At 70.6% G+C, this 23763-nt stretch carries 24 protein-coding genes and 1 pseudogene; 12 read left to right on the forward strand and 13 right to left on the reverse strand.

Going from position 1 to position 23763, the window contains the following annotated elements:
• Nucleotides 1–10 precede the first annotated feature (10 nt).
• The 8 genes from ACWFQ8_RS28490 to ACWFQ8_RS28525 form a co-directional block, all read right to left on the reverse strand.
• A complete protein-coding gene (locus ACWFQ8_RS28490; protein WP_453789141.1) occupies nucleotides 11–1810 on the reverse strand; it encodes an ATP/GTP-binding protein in 1800 nt (599 codons plus the stop codon).
• Nucleotides 1811–2367: 557 nt separating this feature from the next.
• Nucleotides 2368–2553, reverse strand: coding sequence for a hypothetical protein (locus ACWFQ8_RS28495; protein WP_453789142.1), 186 nt, complete (start codon nucleotides 2551–2553; stop codon nucleotides 2368–2370).
• Between the two features lie 119 nt (nucleotides 2554–2672).
• Nucleotides 2673–3149, reverse strand: coding sequence for a hypothetical protein (locus tag ACWFQ8_RS28500; RefSeq protein WP_453789143.1), 477 nt, complete (start codon nucleotides 3147–3149; stop codon nucleotides 2673–2675).
• Nucleotides 3150–3264: 115 nt separating this feature from the next.
• On the reverse strand, nucleotides 3265–5436 hold the full coding sequence (locus ACWFQ8_RS28505; RefSeq protein WP_453789144.1) for a hypothetical protein: 2172 nt from the start codon (nucleotides 5434–5436) through the stop codon (nucleotides 3265–3267).
• Between the two features lie 63 nt (nucleotides 5437–5499).
• Complete coding sequence (locus tag ACWFQ8_RS28510; protein WP_453789145.1) at nucleotides 5500–5865, reverse strand: hypothetical protein; 366 nt, start codon at nucleotides 5863–5865, stop codon at nucleotides 5500–5502.
• 101 nt (nucleotides 5866–5966) lie between these two features.
• Nucleotides 5967–6155: a DUF5999 family protein gene (locus ACWFQ8_RS28515; RefSeq protein WP_360895608.1), complete on the reverse strand. Its 189-nt coding sequence runs from the start codon at nucleotides 6153–6155 to the stop codon at nucleotides 5967–5969.
• A gap of 294 nt (nucleotides 6156–6449) precedes the next feature.
• A complete protein-coding gene (locus tag ACWFQ8_RS28520; RefSeq protein ID WP_453789165.1) occupies nucleotides 6450–6719 on the reverse strand; it encodes a WhiB family transcriptional regulator in 270 nt (89 codons plus the stop codon).
• Nucleotides 6720–7562: 843 nt separating this feature from the next.
• Nucleotides 7563–8129: a hypothetical protein gene (locus ACWFQ8_RS28525; RefSeq protein ID WP_453789146.1), complete on the reverse strand. Its 567-nt coding sequence runs from the start codon at nucleotides 8127–8129 to the stop codon at nucleotides 7563–7565.
• A 219-nt stretch (nucleotides 8130–8348) separates the two neighbouring features.
• Between ACWFQ8_RS28525 and ACWFQ8_RS28530 the strand changes: the two genes are divergently transcribed.
• The 4 genes from ACWFQ8_RS28530 to ACWFQ8_RS28545 all read left to right on the forward strand — a co-directional run bounded on the left by ACWFQ8_RS28530 (nucleotide 8349) and on the right by ACWFQ8_RS28545 (nucleotide 11729).
• Nucleotides 8349–8678 (forward strand): putative quinol monooxygenase, encoded by a 330-nt coding sequence (locus ACWFQ8_RS28530; RefSeq protein ID WP_453789147.1) that lies wholly within the window; start codon nucleotides 8349–8351, stop codon nucleotides 8676–8678.
• Nucleotides 8675–9928 carry a helix-turn-helix domain-containing protein gene (locus ACWFQ8_RS28535; RefSeq protein WP_453789148.1) on the forward strand — a complete coding sequence of 418 codons (1254 nt, stop codon included), beginning with the start codon at nucleotides 8675–8677 and terminating at the stop codon, nucleotides 9926–9928. Before ACWFQ8_RS28530 ends, ACWFQ8_RS28535 begins: the two co-directional genes overlap by 4 nt.
• Before the next feature lie 197 nt (nucleotides 9929–10125).
• Entirely contained in the window at nucleotides 10126–11163 is a 1038-nt protein-coding gene (locus tag ACWFQ8_RS28540) for an AAA family ATPase (RefSeq protein WP_453789149.1), read from the forward strand.
• On the forward strand, nucleotides 11160–11729 hold the full coding sequence (locus ACWFQ8_RS28545) for a phosphotransferase-like protein (RefSeq protein WP_453789150.1): 570 nt from the start codon (nucleotides 11160–11162) through the stop codon (nucleotides 11727–11729). The genes ACWFQ8_RS28540 and ACWFQ8_RS28545 overlap by 4 nt, the downstream gene beginning before the upstream one ends.
• Before the next feature lie 7 nt (nucleotides 11730–11736).
• Here ACWFQ8_RS28545 and ACWFQ8_RS28550 read toward each other — a convergent pair whose 3' ends face one another.
• Together ACWFQ8_RS28550 and ACWFQ8_RS28555 are read right to left on the reverse strand one after the other, a co-directional pair.
• Nucleotides 11737–12576, reverse strand: a complete 840-nt coding sequence (locus tag ACWFQ8_RS28550; protein ID WP_453789151.1) for a DUF1932 domain-containing protein — start codon at nucleotides 12574–12576, stop codon at nucleotides 11737–11739.
• Between the two features lie 4 nt (nucleotides 12577–12580).
• Nucleotides 12581–13228 (reverse strand): HAD family hydrolase, encoded by a 648-nt coding sequence (locus tag ACWFQ8_RS28555; RefSeq protein ID WP_453789152.1) that lies wholly within the window; start codon nucleotides 13226–13228, stop codon nucleotides 12581–12583.
• Between the two features lie 114 nt (nucleotides 13229–13342).
• Between ACWFQ8_RS28555 and ACWFQ8_RS28560 the strand changes: the two genes are divergently transcribed.
• From ACWFQ8_RS28560 to ACWFQ8_RS28580, 5 genes are all read left to right on the forward strand, one after another.
• Nucleotides 13343–13648, forward strand: coding sequence for a helix-turn-helix transcriptional regulator (locus tag ACWFQ8_RS28560; RefSeq protein WP_453789153.1), 306 nt, complete (start codon nucleotides 13343–13345; stop codon nucleotides 13646–13648).
• Nucleotides 13649–14488: 840 nt separating this feature from the next.
• Nucleotides 14489–15946, forward strand: a complete 1458-nt coding sequence (locus tag ACWFQ8_RS28565) for a helix-turn-helix domain-containing protein (RefSeq protein WP_453789154.1) — start codon at nucleotides 14489–14491, stop codon at nucleotides 15944–15946.
• Nucleotides 15947–15956: 10 nt separating this feature from the next.
• A complete protein-coding gene (locus ACWFQ8_RS28570) occupies nucleotides 15957–16808 on the forward strand; it encodes a DUF721 domain-containing protein (RefSeq protein ID WP_453789155.1) in 852 nt (283 codons plus the stop codon).
• Between the two features lie 124 nt (nucleotides 16809–16932).
• Complete coding sequence (locus tag ACWFQ8_RS28575; protein ID WP_453789156.1) at nucleotides 16933–17772, forward strand: hypothetical protein; 840 nt, start codon at nucleotides 16933–16935, stop codon at nucleotides 17770–17772.
• A 444-nt stretch (nucleotides 17773–18216) separates the two neighbouring features.
• Nucleotides 18217–19797, forward strand: coding sequence for a zinc finger domain-containing protein (locus ACWFQ8_RS28580; RefSeq protein WP_453789157.1), 1581 nt, complete (start codon nucleotides 18217–18219; stop codon nucleotides 19795–19797).
• 28 nt (nucleotides 19798–19825) lie between these two features.
• Here ACWFQ8_RS28580 and ACWFQ8_RS28585 read toward each other — a convergent pair whose 3' ends face one another.
• Together ACWFQ8_RS28585 and ACWFQ8_RS28590 are read right to left on the reverse strand one after the other, a co-directional pair.
• The gene (locus ACWFQ8_RS28585) at nucleotides 19826–20722 is read right to left on the reverse strand and encodes a hypothetical protein (RefSeq protein WP_453789158.1); all 897 of its coding nucleotides are present in this window, start codon (nucleotides 20720–20722) and stop codon (nucleotides 19826–19828) included.
• Nucleotides 20723–21072: 350 nt separating this feature from the next.
• Nucleotides 21073–22101 carry a hypothetical protein gene (locus ACWFQ8_RS28590; protein ID WP_453789159.1) on the reverse strand — a complete coding sequence of 343 codons (1029 nt, stop codon included), beginning with the start codon at nucleotides 22099–22101 and terminating at the stop codon, nucleotides 21073–21075.
• Nucleotides 22102–22328: 227 nt separating this feature from the next.
• On the opposite strand from ACWFQ8_RS28590, the gene ACWFQ8_RS28595 reads away from it, so the two are divergent.
• Genes ACWFQ8_RS28595 through ACWFQ8_RS28605 form a run of 3 tightly spaced genes read left to right on the forward strand, consistent with a single transcriptional unit; the run spans nucleotide 22329 to nucleotide 23677 of the window.
• Nucleotides 22329–23042, forward strand: a complete 714-nt coding sequence (locus tag ACWFQ8_RS28595; protein WP_453789160.1) for a hypothetical protein — start codon at nucleotides 22329–22331, stop codon at nucleotides 23040–23042.
• Between the two features lie 42 nt (nucleotides 23043–23084).
• A complete protein-coding gene (locus ACWFQ8_RS28600) occupies nucleotides 23085–23528 on the forward strand; it encodes a hypothetical protein (protein WP_267829239.1) in 444 nt (147 codons plus the stop codon).
• A gap of 17 nt (nucleotides 23529–23545) precedes the next feature.
• Entirely contained in the window at nucleotides 23546–23677 is a 132-nt protein-coding gene (locus ACWFQ8_RS28605) for a hypothetical protein (protein WP_453789161.1), read from the forward strand.
• Here the strand turns inward: ACWFQ8_RS28605 and ACWFQ8_RS28610 are convergent.
• Nucleotides 23647–23763 (reverse strand): annotated as a pseudogene (locus ACWFQ8_RS28610) (IS5/IS1182 family transposase); the annotation flags it as partial. The gene ACWFQ8_RS28605 and the pseudogene ACWFQ8_RS28610 overlap by 31 nt on opposite strands.

The raw sequence follows: 23763 nt of genomic DNA on the forward strand, positions 1-23763 counted from the left end.
GTCCCCTTTCCTAGTCGTGGTGGGCGGCGGCCGACACGGACGTCAGGCCCGCGTCTTCCTTGGCGTCCATGTCCTCGCCGTAGACGCGGGCGACCTGGGTGGCCGCGAGCTTGGCGGCCTCCTTGGCGATGCCGCACTGCTCGGCGCACCGCTGGGCCTGCCCCTTCATCCGGCCCGCCGTCTCGGCGAGGTCGGCGATCAGTTCGGTGACGGCGGCCGACACGTTGTGGTCATCGGCCAGGTCGGCGGCCATCTCCGCCAACGCGTCGGCGACCCGGCCGAGCGCCTCCCTCAACGCCTCAGCGCGCTCCTCGTCGGACGCGGCCTTGATGGCGATGTTCGCCATCTCCACCAAGAACTCGTCGAACGAGATGTCCGTCCGGTGCTGGGCAGCCAAATTGCCCTGCGCGGACGGCCTGCTGACCTGTGCGCTGCTCACGCTGCTCCCTTCCGTGCTGGTGGGTCGGCTGGTGCCGGGACGTGCGGTGTGTCGTTCCGGCGCGGGCGGCAGGCCCTTGACGCCGGTCGTCACGGAGGCCGGACCGTCGGGGACGATGTCGGCGTCGACGACGTCGTCCCCGGCGTCGGCTCCGGCGGGGCGCGGCGGGCGGCTGGGGTGATCGGGCCACTCCACCGTCGGCGTGGGCGGCGGTCCGAACCGGCCCTCCGAGGACCGCCGTCCGCGCCGGCCTTCACGACCAGGACGACCGGCACCCCGGGTGCGGCCCCGCCGCCGGGCCCGGCCCGAGCCGTCTGAACTGCGCCGGAACCGGCGGAACCGGCGGCGCTTCTTCGAGCCGCCAGACGGCTCGTCACCGGCCTTGGAATCCTTGCCGGACTCATCGCCCGCCGGGTCGGCCTTTCCGTCGCCAGAGGCGCCGTCGGGGCCGTCCTTGGGGTCCTTCTTGGTCTTGTCGTCGGCGTCCGTGCCGGTGCCCTTGGCGTCGGCGCCTTTCGCCTTGTCGTCCTTGGTCTTGTCGTCCTTGGTCTTGTCCTTGGTCAGGTTCACCTTCTCCGTGCCGGCCTTGTCGGCGGTCGCGTCGGCGCGGCGCTTGTCCCAGCGGCGCTGGGCTTCCTCGCCGACGGCCTTGCCCAACGTGGTGCGGCCCGCGTCGGCCGCCGCCGCGGCTTCCCGCTTCGCCTTCCGTGCCGCCCCCCGCTCCGCCATTTTCGCCCGGCGGTCCTGCCATTCCTGCTGCCGGTTGGCGCGCGCCTGGTCCCGGTTCTTGCTCCGGTCGGCGACGCCAGCGGTGTGACCGGCGCTGCGCCGTTCCTGACGTCCGGCCTGCCGGGTCGCGGCGCGATCAGCGCGGCCGCGGGCCCGCTCCGCACGGGCGTTGGACGCCGGGCTGTGGTGTTGGGCCCGGCCGCCGTCGCCCTTGTGGCTGCCGCTCCTGCCGGAGCCGCCAGAGCCGCTGTGGGAGCCCTTCGACCCCCCGCGGGACCCGACGTGCCTCGAACCGGCGGAACGGCCGCCAGAGGACCGGTCAGGGCCCTTCGCGCCGCCCTTGCCGCTCCCGGCCGCCCCGGACCCCGAACGCCCAGCGGATCCGCGGGAGTTCGAGCCGCGCGACCCGGGCCCCTTCGAGCCGGGCCCCGTTCTGGCTCCCGAGCTGTTGCGGGACCCGCCGCCACCGCTGCCGCCCCCGCCGCGCGGGGACCCGCCGCCGGCCTTCGAGCGGCCCTTGTCCGCGCCCAGGCCGGAGCTGGGGGACTTCATGCGGTCGGCGTCGGCCTTTCCGCGTGCCGCCGCCTTGTCGCCCTTCGCTTTCATCATCGCGGTGTGGAGCTTTCCGTTCTGCTCCATCATCGCGACTTCCTGCGCGGTGCGGCCCTCCAGCAACGCAGCCTTCCGCCCTATTTCAGCCTCACGGAAAGGCGCTTCGCTTTCGTGGTTGCACCGCGCCATTTCCAGGCGGAGTTCCAACCAGTCACCGAGACGATCGGCGAGAGAACGAGGCTGGACGTATTCGCCTTCCTCATATTCGCCTTCTTCTTCCGCGTATTGCGGCGGGGCGAATCCGTCCGAACGCAATGCCGTGGCCGGGTCCGGCGCTGCCGGAATCGCCGGAAGTTCCATCGTGGTTTCTTCCGAGGACTCCGGCGGCGCGGCGGGAATGTCTTCCGGCGCCGGAATGGTATCGGCGAAGTCCGGGATCGGCGGCGGGGCGTACGAGGGTTCACCGCTCCAGGGGCCACGGACCAGGATCCCGTTCGGGTCGTCCACGTCGGACACGGTGCACCTCCCTCCAGGGGGCTTGACAGCGGGTGGGGTCTCGTGTGCACGCGTGTGCACGTGCACGTGTGCACGCATTACGCGAGGCGAAGGCCCCGCCGGAGTCCGGCGGGGCCTTCGTTGGTGGGTGTTCAGCGGCGCGGGTCGTGCTGCTCCAGCACCTGGTCCGCGTACTGCATGAGGTGGTTCCACAGCCTCGGATCGCCCTCGGCCCGCTTGTCGATCGCGAGCTTGAAGAGGCGGCAGACACTCGTGAAACCGCGGACGACGTCGGCGCGTCCGGCCCTGACGTCCTGGGTGATTCGGGTTCGAGTCACGCGGAGCCAGAATTCCATCCGGCCCAACTCGCCGCGACTTTCGATTGCCCTGCGCTCTTCATCCTTCAGCCAGCCGTTCCGCCCCTGAATGGAGCGCTCCGTCCTGCTGAGGGGGCGCGTCACGCCGACTCCCTGTCACCCATGTCGTAAATCGACGTGGGGCCACCATAGCCGGAATTCCGGCTGGGCGCACCCTGCTGCGGCGGATTCTGCGGGGCGGCCTGGAGCGGCGGGGCGTTCTTGCGCCTCTTTTCCAGCTCCTTTTCCTTCCTTTTCTTGGCGGTATTCGCGACCGCCTCGTCGTGGGCGCGGCGCTTGAATGCGCTCTTTTCCAGGCCCTTGGTGACGCCCTCGACGTGCTTGAGCACGTCCTTGAGGGCCCGCTCCACGGGCTGGGCGCGCACCCAGGCGTCGAACCAGCGGTCGCCTTCGACGTGGGTGTCGCGGCAGTGGACGCGGGTCTCCAGGGCCAGGGCCTCCAGGTTCCTGCCGATGTCCAGCAGGACCCGCTGAACGTCGGCCAGGTACCGGGCGGTTGCCTCCGGGTTCTGCGCCACATCGCGCAGGGGTGCGTGATTCGGGTCGTTGCTGTTCACGGCGGGATCTCCTCCTGCTGTACTGGGTGGGCTGTCGACTGCTTCCGGCAGTCGCAGCGAGGGCCAGCCCGATTCCCGCGGGCTGGCCCTCACTGGTGTGTGCCGGACGGCGGGGTCAGGTCAGGTGCTTGTCCGCGTCCTCGGGGCGCAGCAGGCCGGCCTGGGCGAGCAGGCGTACCGCGCGGTTGTTGTTGACGGAGAGCTTGGTGCGGGCCTGGTAGAGGGTGACGAAGCCGTTCTCGTCCCGGGGCAGGTTCTGTACGAGCGCGAGGAGTTCCTCGTCCGTCCGTACAGCCGTACCTGTACGGTCCGCGCCGCCTGTACCGCTGGTTCCGGTTGCGGGAGTGGACGCGGTGGCCGTACCTGTACGGGCCTGCGGAACACCGTCGCCGCCGGGCTGGGTGCGGACGCTGATGGCTCCGGTGCGTCCCTGTACGGCCGCGCTGGCCGTACCTGTACGGCCCGGAGCCGCCGCACCTGTACGCCACGGCTCATCAGGGGTGGTGTGTACGCCGTATGTACGGTCGCTGTACGCCCTGGTCACCGCCGCTTCGGCCCCGGCATCGTGCGGCGGGGACGAGGCGGGGCGTACTGGGTCCGTACCGTCCCATCCGGCGCCCGTGCCATCCGGCTGAACCGCGTTCTGCGCGGCGTACAGGTCGTGGCTCGCGGCCTCTGTACGGCTGGACGACACGGCGTCTGTTCCGTCGGTACGCCGGTGCGTACCTGTACGGGCGGGCGTTCCGTTTCCGGTGTCCTTACTGTCGTCGTGCATGAGCGTGTGGACGCGCCAGATGACGGCCACGAAGATCAGCACGACGAACGTCGTCAGCTGCCACGGTGCGGACTGGCCGTCCTGGACGAGGTGGGCCTGCTCGGACAGGTGGTAGGTGACGTTCGCCGACGCCATCAGCAGCAGCGCGTAGGGGATGTCCTTCTTGGCCCGGAACGCGGTGACGCAGTAGACGTCGATGCTGACCGGGAGCAGCGGGGCGACGTAGGGGTGGATGCCGACCATGCGGGCCAGCTCGTACTCGCCGGAGGCGGCGAGCCCGACGCCGGCGGCGAGCGCGATCCACGGCGCGGTCTTCCACGCCTTGCGGCTGACGTTCTGCTGCCAGCCGTTCCAGCGGGAGCTGGCCTTCTTCGCCTCGCGGGCCTCGTCCAGCAGCCGGCGGGCGCGTGCCTCGTCGGCCTTCGCCCGGTCGGTGATGCCTTTGGCCTTGCGCTCCGCCTCGGCGGTGATGCGGCTCGCTTCCTTCTGGGCGGCCTCGCGCAGCTGTGCGGTGACGGTCTTGGCTTCGTCGCGCAGGCGCTCGCGCTGCTTGTCGCACGCCGTCTTGAGGCCGGCGAGTTCGTCGGCGAGGGCCTTGCGCTTGGTGGCGGCCTCCGTGTCGAACTGGTCGGTGAGCTCGCGCAGCTTCGTCCGCAGCTCGGTGCGGGCCGCCTCCGCCTCGGTGTGCGCGGCGGCGACCCGGTCGTCGGCCTTGCGGCGCCGGTCGTCGGCGGCCTTGACCGCGTCCGCGTACAGCGCCTCCGCCTCCGCCCGGCGGCCGTCGTACTGTTCGGCCGCCGTCGCCGCGAGTTGGGCGAACCGCTCGCGGGCCTGGTCGACCTCCCGCTGCGCCGCGGCCACCAGTTCGTCGGCCTGCTCCTGGGCGCGGGCCAGGATCTGGCCGGCATCGAGTCGGCGCTGGTCGACCAGGGTGCCGATCTCGGTGAGGTCGGCCTCCGCCAGACGCCGCAGCTCGGCGACCGCCGTGGCGGTGGCCACGCGGTCGGTGGCGGCCAGCTCGGTGAGGTCGGCGACCTGCGCGCGGGCCTCGCCCACCAGGGCTTCGGCGCGGTCGCGGGCCTCCGTCAGGAGTCGGTCGGCCTCGCCGCGCGCCGCCTGGAGGTCGTCCTTCGCCGCCGTGCGGTGGGCGGTGGCCTCCTGGTCGGCGTCGGCGGTGATGCCCGCGGCGCGGGTCTGCGCCTCGGACATCAGCACGGCGACCTGCTCGTGCGTGTCGGCGACGGTGCGCGCGGCCGCCGTCTCGGCTTCGGCCTGGAGGGCGGCGGCCTGCTCGCGCGCGGCGTCCATGACGTCGGCGGCCCGGTCCCGGGCGTCGGCGACGCGGGCCAGCGCCTCGAAGTCGACAACCGCCGGCTCCGGCTCCGTCGTCTCGGCCGGGGCCGGGGAAGCGTCGGGGGTGGTGGGGGAGGCGGTGGGCTGCGAAGCCGGACGGGGGGTCGACGGCTTCTTGCGGGCGGGGGTCCTCTTGCGGGCGGTTCGTGTGGCGGCCACGCCGCCTCCTTCCGGGTCGAATGCCGCCCCTGGGTGGGGGCGGCGGTTCAGGGGGGGGTTCGGTCAGTCGCGCTGGGCGGGCAGCTCCGCCCGCTGGTTGGCGGTCGCGTGCTGCTGGGTGAGCCAGGCGATGGCGGCCGCGGTCATGTCCTCGGCCGCGCCGTTGGTGTTCAGCGGGGCGGTGTCGATGTCGCGCATCGCGTCGAGGGACGGCAGCAGCCGCATGTACTCCGCGCTGGCGTAGTGGACGTAGCGGTCGGAGGTCAGGGCGATCAGGTCGTACTTGCCGTCCATCCAGGCCCGCTCGACCTTGCACACGAAGGTGTGGCCGGTCTGCCCGGTCCAGAACATCTCCGGGTCGCGGAACAGGACGAACTGGCCCCGCTGGAACTTGATCGCGGGGGTGGTGCTCTGGGCGCTGTTGCGCATGGTGACTCCTGGCGGGTGGGTGGTCCGGGCTGTCCGGCTCCCCGTCACCGCCCGACCCGGCCGCCGGGTCGGGCGGCCGGTGCGAGCGGATCGGGCAGCCGTCAGGCCGTCGCGAAGGGGCGGTGCGGGGCGACGACCTGGCCGTCGGGAAGCAGCTCCCCGAGGTCGTCGAAGACCACCAAGGCGTTGCAGAGGAGCGACCAGCCCTGTTCCGGGTGGGCCGCCACGACCTGCGCGGCCTCGCGGTCCGAACTGGCGGCCGTCGGGCACTTCGGGGTGTGCTTGCACAGCGAGTCCGGCATCCGGGAGGAGCCGGTGAGGGCCGTCGCGGTGTCGGACTGGGTGCTGGTACGCATGGGCTCTCCTGCGGGGGTGCGGGCCCGAGACTCTCCCGGGCTGGAGGCGTGCGAAAGGCCGGCCGCCCGTCGTGCGGGCGGCCGACCTGGTAGAGCGGCTTGGGGCGGGAAGGAAGTTGGGTTGGCGTCCTGCAGGGCGGGCCGGTCAGCCGCGGCTGCGCCGGCCGAAGTCGTGCTCTTCTTCGGTGCGGCGGCGCCAGTCCTTCAGGCGCTGCTGGTCGGCGTCCGTCATGCCGCCGCCCGCTTCCCCGCCTGGAGGCGGTTGCGGGCGGCGCGGCGCTTCATCGCGCGGCGCTCGTCCTCGGACAGCCCGCCCCACACGCCGGTGTCCTCGCCGGACTCCAGCGCCCACCGGAGGCAGCGCTCCATGACCGGGCAGCGATTGCGGCAGACGGCCTTGGCTTCCTCGATCTGCAGGAGTGCCGGGCCGGTGTTGCCGATGGGGAAGAACAGGTCGGGGTCCTCTTCGCGGCACGAAGCCTGGTGGCGCCAGTCCATGGCGGTCACCGCCCCTCGCGGACGCGGCGCAGGGCCTCGTCCATGATCGGGTCGGAGTCGCCGTCGTTCCGTGCAATGCTGGGCTGCATCAGGTCCTCCACGTAGGTCCTGGACAGCCCCGGAGGGTCTCAAGTCGCCGGGGCTGTCGTGCTGTTCAGGCTGTTCGTACGAGCAGCCACGGACCCGGCCGCCCCCGTCTGCGGGGCCGGCCAGGGCCGTGGTCGATCGTCCGCGCTGGTCAGCGGGAAGTGGTCTGACGCATCCGGTGCAGAGGCGTCGGCGGCTGAAAGTGGCTCCGCTTGACCCTGGTGGCCCGTCGGGCGTCAGGCGAGATCGCGTCGAGGGAGTCGATGACCGGCGCGTTCGGAATGGACACTGCGGGAAGTAGGGCCTGCCACTCTTCGACCGTGAGGTCGGCGGTCACCCTCCTTCCGGACCCGGGGCAACGGGGCACGTACTGCTTCGGGCCTGCGGTCACACGGGGCTGGGTGCGGGGTGGGGGCTGCAGGGGGCGAATCCGGTGGGGCTGAACCGTGGCGCGGCGGATGGGCTGCCACTGATCGCAGTCGGGGCAGATGAGCGAACGACGCTCGCCAGTGAGCGCGAGGCGCTCAGGATCGAACTCACTGAGCAGGAGCGGGGACAGTAATACCGGTCGTCGCATGAGAACTCCCTGGTCGGAGGGTTGTTGTAGGTGCGATGCGTTCTCGGCTCGCCACAACCGATGACCGGAATGGTCATGGTGGTGCCGAGCAGGCAGCGCATGCACTGCGAGGTGGTGCCGACAGCCTGTGCAGGAGGCGGGGACCTCATGGATCGTCAACCCGGTCATGCACCTGCTGTCTATGAAGTTCTCAAGGACCGGCCGCTTCCTTTCCCTCTCGCTCTCGCGCTCAGGTCCGGGCGGATGGTGTCGGGGCCGCTTTCGGCTCCCACATCCGGCGCCGCCAGGGGCGGTTCCGGGTGAAGGAGCCGGGTCCGAAGACCCGGCGTGGTGCGGAGGACGGTCAGGCCGCGAGAGGCAGCGGCGCCGCGGCGGCCGGCCTCGTAATGCGCAGCTGCGCGGCGTAGGGGAGGAGCACGTCGACCAGGCGCTCGCGCCACCAGCTCGGTGATCGACGGGTCGGCCGCGAGGATGTCCCGCGCCGCCTCGCGGCGCGCTCCGGACGCCGCGATGACCTCGTCGCGCGCCCTGGTCTTGTCCTTCGTCACCGCGGCTGCGGCGTCCCATCGGGCCAGCTCGTCCGCGGTCACCAGGTCGTACATCTCGAGCGGCGTGCCGAAGGCGGCGTCCAGGTCGATGTTGGCGAAGGCAGGGAGCGGCACCTCGACCGCCGCCAAGAGGGCGAGCGTCTCGGCGTCGAAGTGCTCGGTGGCGAGGCTGGCGGAGGGGCGGCGGGTGACGTTCATGGGGTGGTGCTCCCTTCGGTAGGAGCCCGCGCAGAAGCGGGTCAGGTGCGTTCGAGCAGGCCAAATAAGCGCCTTCTGGCGGTCCATCCCTTGCGGGGTGGAACACCTTGGACAGTAGTAGCACTGTGAGTGCGAGTCAACACTATGAATGCGACCTAGCACCCTGGCTTTAGGTGTGAGAATGTGTGCATGCATACGCGACGTGGAGAGGAAGACTTCGTGACCAGCGGATACGCACTCGTGGTGCGGTTCACCCTCCGAGACACCTCGGCAGCCCGGCAGTTCGACGACTTGGTCGCCCTGGCTATCGAGGGCATCCGGACCGAGGCCGGCACGCTCGTGTACGCGGTGCACACTCCGGTGGACGAGCCCCTGGTGCGGGTCTTCTACGAGCTGTACACCGACCGCGATGCGTTCCAGGCACACGAGGACCAGGCCCACACCCAGCACTTCCTCGCAGCCCGGGAGGCCCTCCTGAGCAACGTCGAAGTGACGTTCCTCAACGAGCTGGAGGGTCTGAGCAAGCACCCCGGAACGGAGCAGGCGTGAAGCCGAGCGGCAAGGACGTCGATCCGCAAGACCGCGCCTTCGGGCAGCGCGTCCAGAGATTCCGGAAAGACCGCGGCCGCACGCAAGCCGAGTTCGCGGCGGCTCTCGGGAAGACCAGCAGTTGGCTCTCCCAGGTCGAACGCGGTGTGCAGCCGGTCCAGCGAATGGACCTGCTCCAGCAGATCGCGGACGAGCTTGGCGTGTCCGTTCAGCAGCTGCGTCCCAACGCTCCGGCAGACGGGCCATCACAAGCACCCACCGCTCAGTCGCTCTCCAACGATCTGGACGAGACCCGCCGACTGCTGTCCGGCCACCCGGCGCTTCAGACCTTGCTGGCCGACGCGGACGACTCCGGGCCGACGCGAGCCCTGGACCTTCTGCAGAGCGACGTCGATGACCTCTGGGACCTGACCCACGCCGGGCACCTGGCGCAGGTCAGCACCCTTGCGGTGCAGCTGCTCCCCGAACTGGAGCGGACGGTCCGAACCGATTCCGGTGAGCACCAGGCGGAGCTGTACCTGCTGCTGTCCCGGGCCTACCAGGCTCTGTCCGCGGCGTTCGTGCGACAGGACGAGGCTGATGCCGCCTGGGTAGCCGCCGACCGCGCGGTCCTCGCAGCCGAGCGGTCCGGCAATCCTCTGCACGTCTGCGCCAGCGTGTTCCGCATGGTGCAGGCGTTCGTCCGTCTGCGCAGCCTCGGACAGGCCGAACACGCTGCCCAGACCGCGATCACCGCTCTGGGAGAGCAGAGCAGCCAGTCGCCAGAGTCCTTGTCTGTCCTCGGCTCCCTCCATCTGGCCCTGGCGCTCGTTCGGGCCCGTGCCAGCGCGCGAACCGAAGCCAAGGAGGAGATCGCCAAGGCCCGCGTCATCGCCGCGCAGCTCGGTGAGAACCGCAACGACTTCAATCTGGAGTTCGGCCCGGTCAACGTCGAGATCCAGGCGGTCAGCACCGCCGTGGATCTGGGCGACGCTGGCGAGGCGCTGGACATCGGCCTCACCATCGACGCCGCCGAGCTCTCGCCCGAACGCCAGGGCCGGCTCCTGATGGACCTGGGTCGTGCCCACGCCCAGAGGCGCCACGGCGGCGAGGCTCTCGACTGCCTGCTGCGCGCTGAGACCATCGCCCCCGAGATCATCCAGACCCACCAGGCCGCCCGCGCGGCCATCCGAGAGCTCGTCCTGGTGGCAGGGCCGAACGCATCGCGTGAGCTGCTGGAACTCGCTGAAAGGGCGGATGCCCTGGACTAGTTCGGACTCGCTGTGGTGGTCGATAGCCACTGGTCTGCACCCCCGCCAACCGCGTCGTTGTGTGGGGGCAATCACACCGGCGGCGGCCGAGATGGAACATCACAGAGGCTTGTCGAAGCTCGTGCACACTCCCGTTCACGGGTTTTCAACATCCACGTACACATGGGATTTGGAGCCCGAGCCCTAGGCTCGCGGGCATGACGATGACGGAGGGGCAGAGGGTGGGGAAGCAGCGAGCAGGGTGGAGGCCGGACCGGCTTCGCGAGCAGCGGGAGGCTCACGGTCTGACCCTGGAGAAGGCCGGCGAGCGGCTCCGCGAAGTCGCTGAGCGGGCCAAACTGAAGGGGATCCCGGCCGCGAATCCGCAGACCTTGTGGCAACACGAGCAGGGCGAGGTCTTCCCCGGTCCGCACTACCGACGCGCCTACTGCCTCCTCTACCGTGCCACCGAGCCCGACTTGGGTTTCCGCACCGCCCTGCCGGGCGAGGAGACGTCCTTCAAGATCACACCGATGGATGACCGACTCAACGGCGCGCACGTCCTGGCTGTCGAGCGGGCGATTCATCGGATCGCGCCGGGCAGCGGTGAAGCCGATCACTTCAATCTCCAGCAGCGCATCATCGACGCCTGGAAGCGGCGGCACACCGGCGGCGACCCGCACCGCCCGGTCCTGATCCTGGTCGGCGGATACGCCGGGAGCGGCAAGACGGAACTGGCGAGGTTTTTCGTCCAGCTCACCGGCTGGCCGCTGCTCGACAAGGACCCGCTCACCCGGCCGCTGGTGGAACGCCTCCTGGGCGCGCTGGGCGGCGACCCGAATGACCGGCACACCGACCTCTACAGGGAGCGTGTCCGGTCGGTGGAGTACGACTGCCTCATGCAGTCAGCCATGGCCAACATCAAATGCGGGATCAGCACCGTGCTCTCCGCGCCGTTCATCGCGGAAATGACCGACCCCGCCTGGATGCAGCGCCTGACCAACCGGGCTGGGGCGATGGGGGTCGACGTCTTCCCGGTGTGGGTGAGCTGCGACGAGGAATCGATGAAGGAGTACATCGGATTCCGCAGCGCTGCCCGGGATGCGTGGAAACTTCAGCGCTGGGACGAGTACATGGCGACCATCGACCTGGACCTGCGCCCTGCGGTGCCGCACCTGGTAGTGGACAACCGGCTGGGCACCGCCGTGAGCCTCGCGGATCAGGCTCGTCAGGCGCTGGGGGCGATGTACGCATGACCGCGAAGCAGGGCGTAATCCTATACGGCCCGCCGGCGTCGGGCAAGGACACCGTCACCGCCGCACTCACCGAGCTGAACTCGAAGTACGCGCAGTTCGCGCGGCTCAAGGTCGGGACGGGCAAGGCCGCCGGCTACCGGATGGGCACAGCGGAGCAGCTGCACGAGCTGGAGGCCGCGGGCGATGTCGTCTACGCGAACGCGCGGTACGGCAACACGTACGTGATCGACCGGCCCGGCGTCGACGCAGCGTTCGCGGCCGGGGTGCCCGTAGTGCACCTAGGGCAGGTCGACGGCATCCGCGCGCTGGTCGACGGCTACCCGGCCGATTGGTCGTTGGTGCTGCTGTGGTGCCCGCGCGAGGTGACCGAGCAGCGGTCGGAGGGGCGCGGCGACAGCGACACCGCGGCGCGCCTGGCGGCGTGGGACGCGACCCGCGAGGACCTGGACGCGCACCCGGGTACGGCCTGGGACCTGACCGTCGACACCACTGCGGCGGCCCCGCAGGACGCGGCGTGGCTCATCGACCAGCTGCTGACGCAGCGGGCGGGAGCGGCGACGGCATGAGCGCGGGCTACGGCAGGGCGAGTCGGTCCAGGGCGTCGGTGAGCGTGAGCTCGCTGTCGTCCTTGACCTCGTTCCACCGTGCCAGCGTGGACGCGGCCGCGCGCAGCATCTCCGGCGGAAGGCCGGCAGCCGCGAGCGCGTCGGCGGCTTCCTCCAGCTCGGGGCCCCAGCGCCACGCGCGGGCCGCGGTCTTGGCGACGTACTGCGGCTCGGACAGGTACGACTCGGTGCGCTTCGAGGCGACCTCGATGAGCTCCTGGTCGACGCCGTGCTCGCGCGCCATCCCGACCGCGAGCGCCACCAGCACCCGCGAGGTCTTCTGGAACGCGGCGTACGACAGCTTCAGCGCGGATGCCTTCCCCACCTCCGTGCCCAGCACCGAGGTCTGGACGGCGGTGTCCGCGAACAGCGCCTCGACGTGGGCGGTCGCGTCAGCGGGCCCGGACAGGTACAGGGTCGGCGTCTTGCCGCCGACCGGCGGGGAGCCGACGACGCCGCCGTCCACGACGGTCGCGTCCGGTTCGAGCAGGGCGGCGATCCGCTGCGTCCGCACGGGGTTGATGGCGTTCGCCTCCACGTACACCCCGGCGAAGCGGTGCCCGGCGACGTCTCGGGCCAGATCCTCGGCAGCGGCCGGCGGGCAGAGGCTGATGACGATGTCGCTGCGGTCCACCAGCTCGGCCATCGTGGCCACGGGCTTCAGCCCGAACCGGGCGGCGCGCTCCTTGGACGCGGTGCTGCGCCCGGTCTCGCACCACAGGACCGCGGCCGCGTTGGTCTCGGCGCAGGCGGCGACGGCGGCGCCCATGCTGCCGGGGTGGAGGATGCCGACGGTCGGCTGGTCCACGGTGCTACTCCGTCTCGTTGAGCAGGATGGTGATGGCGTCGGTGACGTCGTCGACGACGTGGTGCGCGGCGGGCAGGTCGTCAGGCCAGGGGCGGCCGCGCAGCCAGATGGTGCGCAGGCCGGCCTGGTGGCCGCCGCCGATGTCGCCGGCCGGGTTGTCGCCGATCATCCAGCCGCCGTCCGCGAGGTTCACTCCGCACCGGGTAGCCGCGAGTTCGAAGAGGCGCAGGTCCGGCTTGCGGATCTCCAGGTCGCCCGAGACCGCGACACCGTCAACCAGGTCCACGAGACCGGTCGCGGCGAGTTTGGCGCGCTGGATGTCGCTGGCCCCGTTCGTGATGATGCCGATCGTCCAGGCAGCCGCGCGCAGGCGGGCCAGGCCCTCGAGGATCTCGGGGCGGCAGGTGACGGCGGCCGACATGAGGTCGACGTACTCCTGCCACATGTCCGCGGCCGACGCCTCCAGCCCGAAGGTGTCCCGCAGCCGGGCGAAGTCATTGACGGTCGCGCGGTCGGCCAGCTCGATGCGCAGCCACTGCTCAGCACCTGGGGAGAGCGCGCGGGAGCGGGACAGGCACGTCAACGCGTCGCTGAGCGCCGACTGTCGGTCGGCCAGCGTGCCGTCCAGGTCGAAGAATGCGAAGCGGGACACGAGCACGGACCCTACCGGGCGCTTAGCGGAACTCAGTTCGCGGCCGCCGCTTCACCCAAGCGGAGATCGGATCGTGTATCTTTCATGGTTACAACGATCATGGAAGGCTTGACTATGCCCGACCCGGACCGCTCACAGCAGGTCGACGCCCTGCTGAACGGCCTGCCCGAGGTTCTGCCGCCTCCGCACGTGTGCGCGAAGCTGCGCCTGGCGGCTGGCCTCACGCAGCAGGACGTCGCGGACGCCGTGGGTGTGAAGCGGGTCGCGGTCACACGCTGGGAGTTGGGCCAGACCAGCCCTCGACGCCCGCAACGCGAGAACTACTTGCGTCTCCTCAAGGGCCTTGCGGAACGCTTTCCCGAGGCCGCGAAGGCGGATCAGGGTATGCCGACGCCGGCCTCCGAAGGGGGGTCGGGATGACCTAGTGGCCATCGGCCGCGCGCGCCAAGAAGCGGACTAACCTCCCGCTGGCCTCGCGCGGCCCGTCTACCGACCGGAATAACCACCCGTGTCGGCCGCTCAAGTCCCGGCTGCTACCGGTCCTGAGCTGCGGCTTATCAAGCCGCTCATTTCAATCCCGGCCCCTTATCAGGGCCTCTGCACCACCGGCCACTAACCACGGCCACCACAGCCAGATCAGTACCGACCCGCGTTACCCGCGGCGCCCCCACCACAGGGGCCACGCGGTTCAGCAGGACCGGGAGGGACGGAGAAATCTCCCCCCACCCGGTCGGTGTCTGCCCCGCTTCTCACGAAGGGGGGCTTACCCGTCACATCCACACATCCGGTGGGCCAGCCCCGAGGGGCGCGGTCGTCCAGCTATATGGAGAGCAGGTCGTTTCTCATAGTGCACGACGTGGTGTCCCCTTGTCAGCCTGACCCTGTCCGTTTCACCCCGGTTCAGGTTCGGCGGTCGTCCCGTGTGACGGGATCGACGTACGTTTCATACCCCTTTTCCCGGTTCGTACAGGAAGAGGGATTTCCGGTAGGAAGCTACAAGAGCGGCGTCTTCGGGACAGGTTCGATGGGCGTGGTCGCGGCGTCTGCCGCCCCGCTCGTGCACTCGCTCTCGGAGGCCGTCGGCAACTCCGTCGACGGCGGCGTCCGCGAGGACGTCGTCCCGTGTGGCGGGACGGGTTCCAAGATTGTCACCCGCCGGGCGGGAGGGGTCAGGGGTCTCGCCGCTTCGCAGGCTCTGTCCACAGGCTGCCTGCGCCAGGCTGCTGAGATGATCTCTTTCTCGTCCGTCCGGGCGGGCCGGTGAGCGCCGTGGCGGCGCCGGCCGCCGTGATGCTCCCCGCTCCGCGCCGTGCCGTCGACGACACCGGCACGGTCCCTGTGATGCCCGAGCTGTTCGTGGCCGAGGCGTCGCAGTGGCTGTCGTCGTCTGCGGGCCGGGTCGCGGGCGAGGGCTACTCCTGGATGCAGGTGGTCCACTGGGTCGCCGGGTCCGGTCTCTACAAGCCGCGGCGGCACCGGTCGCACGGACCTCGCTCGTTCGGCGTGACGACCGTCTTCATCGCGCAGCTGCTCAGCGAGCTGTCGCCGTGCCGTCCGGGCATCGGCTACCTGATGAGGCGCACCAGCCTGTCCAAGCGGGCTGTGCAAGATCATCTGCGCATGCTTCGGGAGACCGGGCTGCTCGCGTACATCGTCAAGGGCACCCGGGTGGCGGAGGAGGGCAACCAGGCGTCGGAGTTCGCGCTGATGGTCCCGCCGGCTTTCGACCAGGCGCTGGGTATCAGGACGGTTCAGCGTGACCAGGACGCGCCCACGTACACGCGCGCGATGACCGGGGTCGCGGACGCCGGCCGGGAGCTGATGGCGAAGCTGGCGCGCAAGGCGTCCCGGAAGCCCCGGAAGGCCGTCGGCACGAAGCCCGCTCGGAACGGCCCCGTCGGGGTGGCTGAGGCGGCTGTTCCCAATGAGGCCCGTTGCACCCCAATGCAGGTGGGTAGTTGTAGTTCTTCTCCTGCGGCTACTACCTCGCTTCCCTCTGAGACGACAGACATCGCCAGCGGGAAGAGCGAGTCGCCCACCAGGAAGAAGTCCGGCAAGCAGGCTCGTCGCGGGATCAACACCGTGGGGCGCCGCTACCAGCTGGCCGCTGAACTGATCCGTGAGATCCCCTGGCTGGGCCGGGCCTCCACGCCCCGGATCGCCTGGGTGGTCCGGCACGTCGCCGACGCCGGCTGGAACGCTGCCGAGGTCCAGGCATGGCTGCACGCCCGCGGCGAGGTCGACACCGTCCACCGCGCCTCCGGTCTCCTCGCGACACTGCTGCGCGGCGCCGAGCAGATCGCACGGACCCCCGAGGCCCGGGCCGGGCTAGTCTCCGACTGGCGTGACTCCCGTATCGCGGCCGCCCGCCGCCACCAGGAGCTCGAGGCCGTACCCCAGGGCCCCCGCAGCCAGGCGGCCAATGCTGAGTGGATGCCCTACCTCAGCGCCCGCCGGGCCCTGCCCGCCGACTACGACAAGACCGCGGGCACCGTGGTCGACCGGAACGTCGGCTCGGGGCTGAGCGCGTCGGAGGTCGCGGACATGCGGGCCCTGGCCAAGGCCGAGTACGCGAACGGCCAGAGCAGCCTGGTCCGCTCCATCATCACCAGCTCCGGCCGCGCGAGCGCCGAGCTGATCTTCGGCAGCGAGCTCGTCCACCGCGCCTTCAACATCCCCCGCCCCACCCGCCCCATGGCCGCTGCGCACCGCCGGTAAGGAGCCCTCGATGACCGACGCGATCAACACCCCGCAGGCCCCGGCATCCGGATCAGGTGTGGACCTCGCCCGCCAGGCCCTCGCCGCCGCCCGGGCCACGGCCCGTCAGCGAGGCGAGCGGCCCAGCGGTTCCCGCAAAGCCCACCGTGCCCGTACCACCCGGCAGCCGGACGGCCGTGAACCGATCGGGTTCGCAACCCTCCTCACCAACCTCGTCACCGACCGGGCCTGGGAACTCCCCTCCGCTGGCGGATCCCTGGTCGACGAGTGGCCGGCCGTGGTCACCGACCTCACCGGCCACGTCGCCCTCGCCGGCTACGACCCGAACACTGGTGAACTCGCCGTACGGCCCGCCTCATCCCCCTACGCCACCGCTGTCCGGCTCCGCACCCACCAGCTCATCGACAACGCCAACCAGGTCATGGGCTCCGCCACGGCTGTACGCACCATCCGGATCCTCCCGCCCGGCACCGCCCCCGCCGTCCCCCGTTCGGCCGACACACACCCGGCCACCCCGACCCCGGCTCCGGTCCTGACCTGGACAGAGCCCTACCAGCAGCCCGCGGGCTACCACGAGGCCATCGCCCAGCACCGTGCCCACCGCTACACCCACCCCACAGACACTCGCATCGCCCAGGCCGCGCGCGAACAGATCCGCACCAGGATCCGCGAGCCCGAGACCGCGTTCGCCCAGGCGCAGGCCGAGGCCGAACGCCTTCGCGAGCAGAGGGAACGGGAAGAGTCCAGAGGAACCGCCGAGGCCCGCGCCCTGGCCCGGGCCCGCGCCGAGAAGGCCGGACTCACCCGCCTCCCGCACCAGGCCACGGCAGCCGCACCCGAGCTCCTCGACCGCACCGCCTGAACACCGTGGCCAAAGTCCAGAGACCGCACGCCGAACGGCCGGCCGGCACAAGTGCCCGGCGGGCAGCTGTCGGAGTTGCCGCAACACCTGTCAGTACCGAGGTCCGATACGAGAGGGTGGTCCCATGGCGAAGAAGAACACCAGCAGCCGACACAAGCGCGTCCAGCGCCAGCGTGCAGCAGCTGACCGCAGGTCCGAAGCGGTGGCGTACGAAGGAGTACCCGAGGAGATCGTCCAGTTTCTGAAAGACCCGGATTCCCTGCCCCACTGGGAGACGTTCTACCGTGCCTACCCGACGGTCACCAAGGCCGTGGAGGCAGCCCGGCAAGGCGAGACGGTAGAGCTTCACTGCGACGAGCACGAGCAGCTCGAGATGCGGGTGATCATGCACAACGGTGATCCCGTGATCGAGACCGTCGTGTACGTGCCCTACGGGACGCGCGACGCCCTGTGGAGCGGCCTCCTCAACAGCGATGACCAGGAACACGCCCTGCAACAGGCAGTCAAGGCACTGCCCGCCCTCCTGTCCGACGAGCTCCGCGCAGACGTCCTCGAATACTTCGCCGACACGCCTTCCGGCGCCCGGCTTCCCCGCTTCGGCTACCGCTACCGCACTCCAGCCGCTGAGCTCGACACCTGGAAAGCACACGCCGAGGCGACCCGCGGCTTCAACGCCCTGCACGAAGCGGCGGCAGAGTGGTCGGACCCGAGAATTGCCGCACACGCCGACGCAGTCGACATCCTGCGTCGCCACGGTGTACCCGCAGCAGCCTGTGAGATGTGTGGGTTCGCGGTAACCAACCGGCACCCCGCCTGGCCGGGCATCTGGGTGGAGTTCGAAAAGGCCGAATCCGGGCCCCGGTGCTCCGAGTACGACGACTCCGCTCTGGAAACCGACCGAGAGCTGGACTCACTGGCCATCGGCGGCCCCCACCAGATCAACGAGGCCATGCTCAACCTCTGACTCCGCCCGCAGCATCGGTGAGCGCCGGGACACAGCGCCGCGAGCGATTGCCGGGCGCTTGCGGCCCACCAGGGCGTCCCACGCACGCCAGAGATAGCCCTGGAAACTGCGCAGCCGACCACCCGACAGGCCCGTGCTGCGCGAGCTCAGCCAGTGGGCCTTCCCTGACCCGGAGGAGCTCGCTGCCACCGTGCCCTCCGACGTCCAGCAGGGCCGGAGGACCAGGCGGCAGCGTTGCTGAGGGCGTCAGTGCCCAGCAGCGCCAGAGAGGGGGGTGAGTGCCCGGTAGCTGCGAAGGGTAAGTCAGCCGTGTGATCAGCTGCGGACCGACCCCGTGGGTGTGGTGGCACGCTGAGTTAGAACGAAAGGCGGGGGGTCGTGCGGAGTGACAGACGGCAGATACAGACGGCGGTTCTGGGCGGCGCGGACTCGGAAGAGCCTCTGATGCTCCCGCTGGAGGCGATCGAGCTGGACGCCTTCCGCCGGCAGCACGAGCACGACACGTTCTGGTGCGGCCTGTTGCTCGGAGGCTGTGGTCTGCAGCTGACCACCAAGCTGTATACCGACCGGGTCTGCCACTTTGCGCACTACCCAGGTCCCGACGGGCACCCTCACCTCTGCGGCCGCAGCGCCCGCGGCGTGGCCAGCGCCGACCACCTGTACGTGAAGGCCGCGACCGACGCCTGGCTGCGCGCTCGCGGTACGCAGGCCGGCTTCGACTTCGTTCAGCCGGACGGGGTGCCGATCGGGTCGGTCGTCGACATCCAGCTCCCGCGCAGGAAACTCCGCGTGCACCTGGATCAGGAGGTGGCACCGGACTGGGACGCCGAGCATGAACCGATTCTCGGGGTTTCCGTCCCGGTGGACTCCGACACCCTGATCGACCGCTGGTACGTGCACCGCATCCGCCTGGAGAGCGAAGGCACCGCCCGCCGGGTCCGGATCGGCACCGAGGCGTTCGCCCGGCCCACCGAATGGTTCGCCCTGGACGAATGCGAGATCACCGACCGGGGCCTGTCCACCCCGGCGGTCGAGCGGATCGTCCAGGCCCGGAGCGCGCCCCCTTCCACCCGGTGGACTCCGGGCAAGAAGCAGGAGGAGTCGGCGCAGGACGTGCAGGCGCATGAACTGATGCGCCGGGTGCTGTACGCCCGCCGGACCGTGTCCACCGACCTGGCGGAAGAGGTGTGCCGCGAGATTGCCGAGTTGGCCGGCGTGAGCCCGCAGCTTCGGCGCCGGTTGGATGCAGCCCGGCGCAGCGCCCTGGCCTGGGTGGAGAAGGAGACGGAGGCCCGTCGGGAGCTGTTCGCCCGTCTGAGTCAGGCCGTGGCTGCTCAGAAGACCGGGAGCGTCAAGGCGGTCCTGGCGGAGATCAAGGCGGGCACCCACCGGGGCGGCCGGACCGAGGAGGAGGAACACACGGTCCGCGAGGCCGCCGCCTACCTGGCCGCGGTCGAGGCGGCCAGGCTCGCGCGCCTGGACACGCTCCTCGAGGACGTCAGCCGTCTTCCGGCGAATGAGGACCCGTGGCTCCTCAAGTCCAAGGTTGAGCAGTTGTTCCAGGTGGCCAACGGGGCGGGCAAGCTCGGGGAGTACCGGCAGGCTCAGCTCAGCCTGTGGAGTACGCGCCTTCGGTACCTGCCCTTCCCGCCCCGGCCGGCCCAGCCGTTCAGGCCGCAAGAACGTGTGCCGCTGCACGAGCAGGTTGGCCGGGCGTACTGGACGACGGGGCCGTGCCCCCTGTGCGGGGTGGACCGTGGCCAGCAGTGCGTGGTCGACGGTGGGCCGCATGCTGGCCGCGTACGGCAAGTACCGCACGTCGATCGGCTGCGGCCCGTCGTCGACGAACTCCAGGAGCAGCAGAAGAAGCACGGGGTGGTCCGGACCGTGTGGCGGGCGTACGACGTGCCCTGCCCCCAATGCGGTCAGGAAGCCGGCGCCTGGTGTCTCACGCCTGGCGAGCCCCACTCCGCGCGCTCCAAGGAGGCCAGGAAACTCAACGCGCAGCAAGAGCCCCGTCTCTGAGGGGGTCCGGCCCCGGCCCGACGTGCAGCTACTGCCGTCCTGCGGCGGCCGCGCACGCGGCCGAGCAGAACTGGGGCGGCACCTTCGGGCCCGCTCCGATCTGGAGCGTCGCACCGCAGGCACAGTGCCCGCCGGCGAGCTTCTGGATGCGGCGGCGGGCGGCCTGGGCCACCCGTACCAGCCGGAAGTGCTCGGTATCCATCGCGTGCTGCACCTTCATGGCCTGCTCGCCGAAGTACACGACGTCGACCATCTCGGGCTCCTCGTAGGCCGCTTCGATCAGAGCGGTCTTGACCGGGATGAAGGCGCATTGGGCGATGGAGGCTTCGATCAGCTGGTCGCCTTCCTTGCCCAGCGGCACGGCGGCGGGGTCACCGGCACTGAACTCCTCGCGCTGGGCGTTTCCCCACGCCCGGGCCATCTCGACGAGCTCGTCCTCGGAACGCTCGGCAAGGTGCCGGTGGGCGCAGTAGGGGATCGTGTACGCGGCGACCGGTCCGGACTCGCAGCCCGAGACGCGGCACCGCTCGGTGACGTAATCGTCCTGGGAGAGGACCATCTCGAAGCGGCGGCCGCCGCAGGCCACGATCAGGGAGTGGAAGCCGTTACGGGACTCCAGCTCCAGCTCGGTGGACCTGCTGGCGGGCGCCAGCAAGCCGAGGAGCAGCAGGACGGTCGAGTACGGCACCGGCCCGCCCAACGGGGCGAAGTCGAACATCTCCGGTGCCCAATCGGGGTCGACGACCGGGTGCTCGCCGGTCCAGTCGGGCGAGGTCCCACACGCGGTGAGCAGCTCCCCCAGGGTGAACGGCCCCGGCTGGCCTTCGGCCTGGGTGGACTTGCGGAGCTCGGCGGTGTACTTGCCCCCGGTCTCGCGCTGGGCCTGCCGGGCGCGCTGGGCGGCGGTGTTCTGGTGACGCGGCATCGGTCTTCTCCGGACTCGCCGGGCATGCCCACGCTGCCCGGCGACGAAGAGGAACAGTGTCGGGGCAACGCGGGCCCCAAAGGACCTTGGCCGATCGCGGGACGACGGCGTGGGCGTCGGCCTGCGGCGGGTGGCGGTGCGCGTCCAGCCGAAGGCACCGTAGCGCAACAACCGGAGGTCACGCGGCGAACCGCTGCACCTGGTCGCCGTGGCAGCTGACCGACCGCCACTCCCACCGGTCGTACGGAGAGCATCGACAGCGGATCGCGACGCGGACGCCGATGCCGCGGGTCCACCGCATCCGGTACAAGGCGGCGGCAGGTGAGCCGCCCCTGCACCGAAGCGGTCCGTCAGGACTTCTGCGTGCTGGCGGGTACGGAGTCCAGGGAGTCGAGGAGCTCTCCGAAGGTGATCTTCTCTTCGTCGTACTCGAAGGTCATGGCGGCGGCCAGCGCCGCCCACCGGTCTGCGTTTCGGCCGCAGCGGTCGAGCAGGGTCTTCAGCGCGATCTCGGGTTCGTTGCGGGAGAGGATCTCGTCTGCCGGGATCTGGAGCAGGTGCTCGGGGGTGTGGTGACGGGACTTGATGACGGCCCGGTAGATCTCGGAGCGGGAGAGGATCTCACCGGCGGCGGGGCCGCCGGCCCGCTCGGCGATCCAGGCCAGCTCCGCAGGGTGCAGCCCGTCCAGGACGTCGGTGACGGCGGCGTGCGGGGTGTGCGGGTTGGCGGCGAGGGCGGTCAGGGCTTGGACGCGGCGGTGCTCGGAGTGTCGTTCCAGGAGCCGGGCCGGGCGGTCGTGGTCGGGGTCGACGTTGGCGATGATGCGGATCAGGGTCCGGCTCGGCGCGGGGGAGACGACGGCCGGCTGATCCAGGCAGGCGAGCTGGGCGCAGGCCCCGGCGAGATGGTCGGGGTTGGCGCTGAGGAGGGCCAGGTCCTCGGCGAGGCGCAGGATGCGGCCGTCGAAGTCGCGGTCCTCGTCCTGCTTCTCGGGCGGGCTGAGCAGTTGGCCGTGGGTCACGAGGGCGTCGGTGGCCGCGTGCAGCTGGTCGGCGGCCAGGGCCTCCAGGCGAGGGTTCTTGTGGACGCGGTGGGCGATGTGGTGCAGGGTCCTGCGGGCCGTCACCTGCGGGTTGGGCAGTTCGGCCAGCTCGGGCAGGCACAGCGCCGGAAGGCAGGCGAGCAGCAGGTCTTCGCTCAGGGCAGGAGCCGGGTCGTCGGGGAGCTCCTCGCCGTCCGGGTCGGCGCCGGCGGCGCGGAGCCGGGCGTCCTCGAGGGCCTGGGTCTCGGCCTGGTCCAGCAGTAGGTGCTGGACGGCCGGCCCGAGCGTGGGGTGCGCGGCGAGCTCCGCCCACCGCTCGGGACGCCGGGCCAGCATCGCCCAGCCGCTTTGGCCGGCCAGGTCCAGCGACCAGTCCTTACGCCCTGGCCGAGCTCCTCACCGCGATCGCCCGCCGCCAGCACGAACACCGCGCCCGCACCGCCGAACGACTCACCAACATCCTCGACACCGGTCTGCTGCCCGCGGAGCTCACCGAGCTGGCCCTGTACTACCGGGCCAAGGCGTACAAGGACCTCAGCGACAACCAGGCCGCCCGCGCCGGGATGCAGCAGGTCGCAGACGGGGGCGGGCGTCTGGCTCCCAAGGCCCGCCGGGGCCTGGCCAACTTGTCGAGGCTGTCCGGAGACTTCCCCACCGCCTTCGCGGCTGTCCCCTCCCTGGGCTGGAAGGGCCGCCACCACCGCGTCCTGGGCGACATCCACTGGTCCCACGCCAACACCGACCAGGCCGTCGCCGCGTTCGAGGCCGGCCGCGCCGAAGCCGAACAGCGCGGAGCCGCCGGCGAGCGGGCCATGACGCAGGTTCGCCTCGCCCTCGCGGTGTCGTTCGCCGACCCCGACCGCGCCGAGGACGAACTCGCCTACGCCCACCAGCTCCTCGAAGGACTCGACCAGCGCTCCAACCGGCTCCTCGCCGACGTCGTCGGCCTGATCAAGGACGCGGGAGCCGACGGCGTCACCGGCCGCGCCGAGGACCTGCGCAACGAGGTCGAGAGTGCCGGGCTGCCCTTCCTCCTCCGGTTCATCGAGCTCGCCTGCGCCTTCCACCACGCAATCCGCGACGAAGAGCAGCACGTGGCCACCACCATCGACCGCCTGCGCGTGCTCACCGCGAGCGGCGACTTCGCGTACTTCACCGATATCGCCCACTACATGGCTGGCCTCCCGCTCCCCACCGCCACGACCACCCAGTGGATCGACGGCGAAGAACCCGTACGAACCGCCTGGCGGGCTCTGGTCGCTGCCCGGCAGGCGTAACACCATCCGCACACCAGAACAGGGCACCAGAGAGGCAGGGCCATGACAGACGGCACGTCGCACAGCACTGAGGAGTCCCCGTCCAGCTGGGTCTTCCACGCGGGGAACTGGAGCACCATCGCGGATCCGCTGACGCACGTAGAGGGAGGGAGCTTCGACGACGCCGTCAAGGCCGCCCACTACGAGCGCTGGACCGGGGCTGGAGAGATATACAACGTGCCGCTGATCCTCGTCGTCTCCATGCGGCCCCAGGAACCTTGCTTCCTGTTCGATCTCGAGGGAAGCGTGGCCTCCCAGCAGTTCTACGCCCGGACATTGCCCGACGCACTGGAGCTGCTCAACCAGCTGGCCCCGACGCTTCAGGCGCTGGCAGTAACCGACCAGATCGCTCGGGCCGAGCCCAAGAGCATGTCGGTACTCGGAGACCTTCTCGACACCCTGCACGGGCGCCGCCGGGACACCGCCGGCCGCATCGTCGAACACTGACAAGGAGGGAAGCGCACGTGAGCCAGCACGCCATCAAGTACGTACACAGCCAGAACATCACCGACGAGACGGCGCGGCGGGTGTTCCTGGCCGTCGCCGAGCAGGCTAAGACCGTGTCCTACATGGTCAGCTTGAGGAGTCGTTTGTAGCAGCAGAGAGCGGCTGCCAGTCCGAGAAAGGCCAGGTAGTTGCCTGGTTTCCGCTCGTAGCGGTGGTTGAGCCGGCGGTAACCGGT

It is taken from the genome of Streptomyces sp. NPDC055254 (assembly GCF_053606025.1).

Bases quoted from the DNA above. Each gene is read 5' to 3' on its own strand.
- ACWFQ8_RS28490 (WP_453789141.1), bottom strand. From the start codon at position 1,810: ATGATGGAGCAGAACGGAAAGCTCCACACCGCGATGATGAAAGCGAAG.
- ACWFQ8_RS28510 (WP_453789145.1), bottom strand. From the start codon at position 5,865: ATGCGCAACAGCGCCCAGAGCACCACCCCCGCGATCAAGTTCCAGCGG.
- ACWFQ8_RS28520 (WP_453789165.1), bottom strand. From the start codon at position 6,719: ATGGACTGGCGCCACCAGGCTTCGTGCCGCGAAGAGGACCCCGACCTG.
- ACWFQ8_RS28525 (WP_453789146.1), bottom strand. From the start codon at position 8,129: ATGAACGTCACCCGCCGCCCCTCCGCCAGCCTCGCCACCGAGCACTTC.
- ACWFQ8_RS28540 (WP_453789149.1), top strand. From the start codon at position 10,126: ATGACGATGACGGAGGGGCAGAGGGTGGGGAAGCAGCGAGCAGGGTGG.
- ACWFQ8_RS28545 (WP_453789150.1), top strand. From the start codon at position 11,160: ATGACCGCGAAGCAGGGCGTAATCCTATACGGCCCGCCGGCGTCGGGC.
- ACWFQ8_RS28560 (WP_453789153.1), top strand. From the start codon at position 13,343: ATGCCCGACCCGGACCGCTCACAGCAGGTCGACGCCCTGCTGAACGGC.
- ACWFQ8_RS28570 (WP_453789155.1), top strand. From the start codon at position 15,957: ATGACCGACGCGATCAACACCCCGCAGGCCCCGGCATCCGGATCAGGT.
- ACWFQ8_RS28575 (WP_453789156.1), top strand. From the start codon at position 16,933: ATGGCGAAGAAGAACACCAGCAGCCGACACAAGCGCGTCCAGCGCCAG.
- ACWFQ8_RS28580 (WP_453789157.1), top strand. From the start codon at position 18,217: ATGCTCCCGCTGGAGGCGATCGAGCTGGACGCCTTCCGCCGGCAGCAC.
- ACWFQ8_RS28585 (WP_453789158.1), bottom strand. From the start codon at position 20,722: ATGCCGCGTCACCAGAACACCGCCGCCCAGCGCGCCCGGCAGGCCCAG.
- ACWFQ8_RS28590 (WP_453789159.1), bottom strand. From the start codon at position 22,101: ATGCTGGCCCGGCGTCCCGAGCGGTGGGCGGAGCTCGCCGCGCACCCC.
- ACWFQ8_RS28595 (WP_453789160.1), top strand. From the start codon at position 22,329: ATGCAGCAGGTCGCAGACGGGGGCGGGCGTCTGGCTCCCAAGGCCCGC.
- ACWFQ8_RS28600 (WP_267829239.1), top strand. From the start codon at position 23,085: ATGACAGACGGCACGTCGCACAGCACTGAGGAGTCCCCGTCCAGCTGG.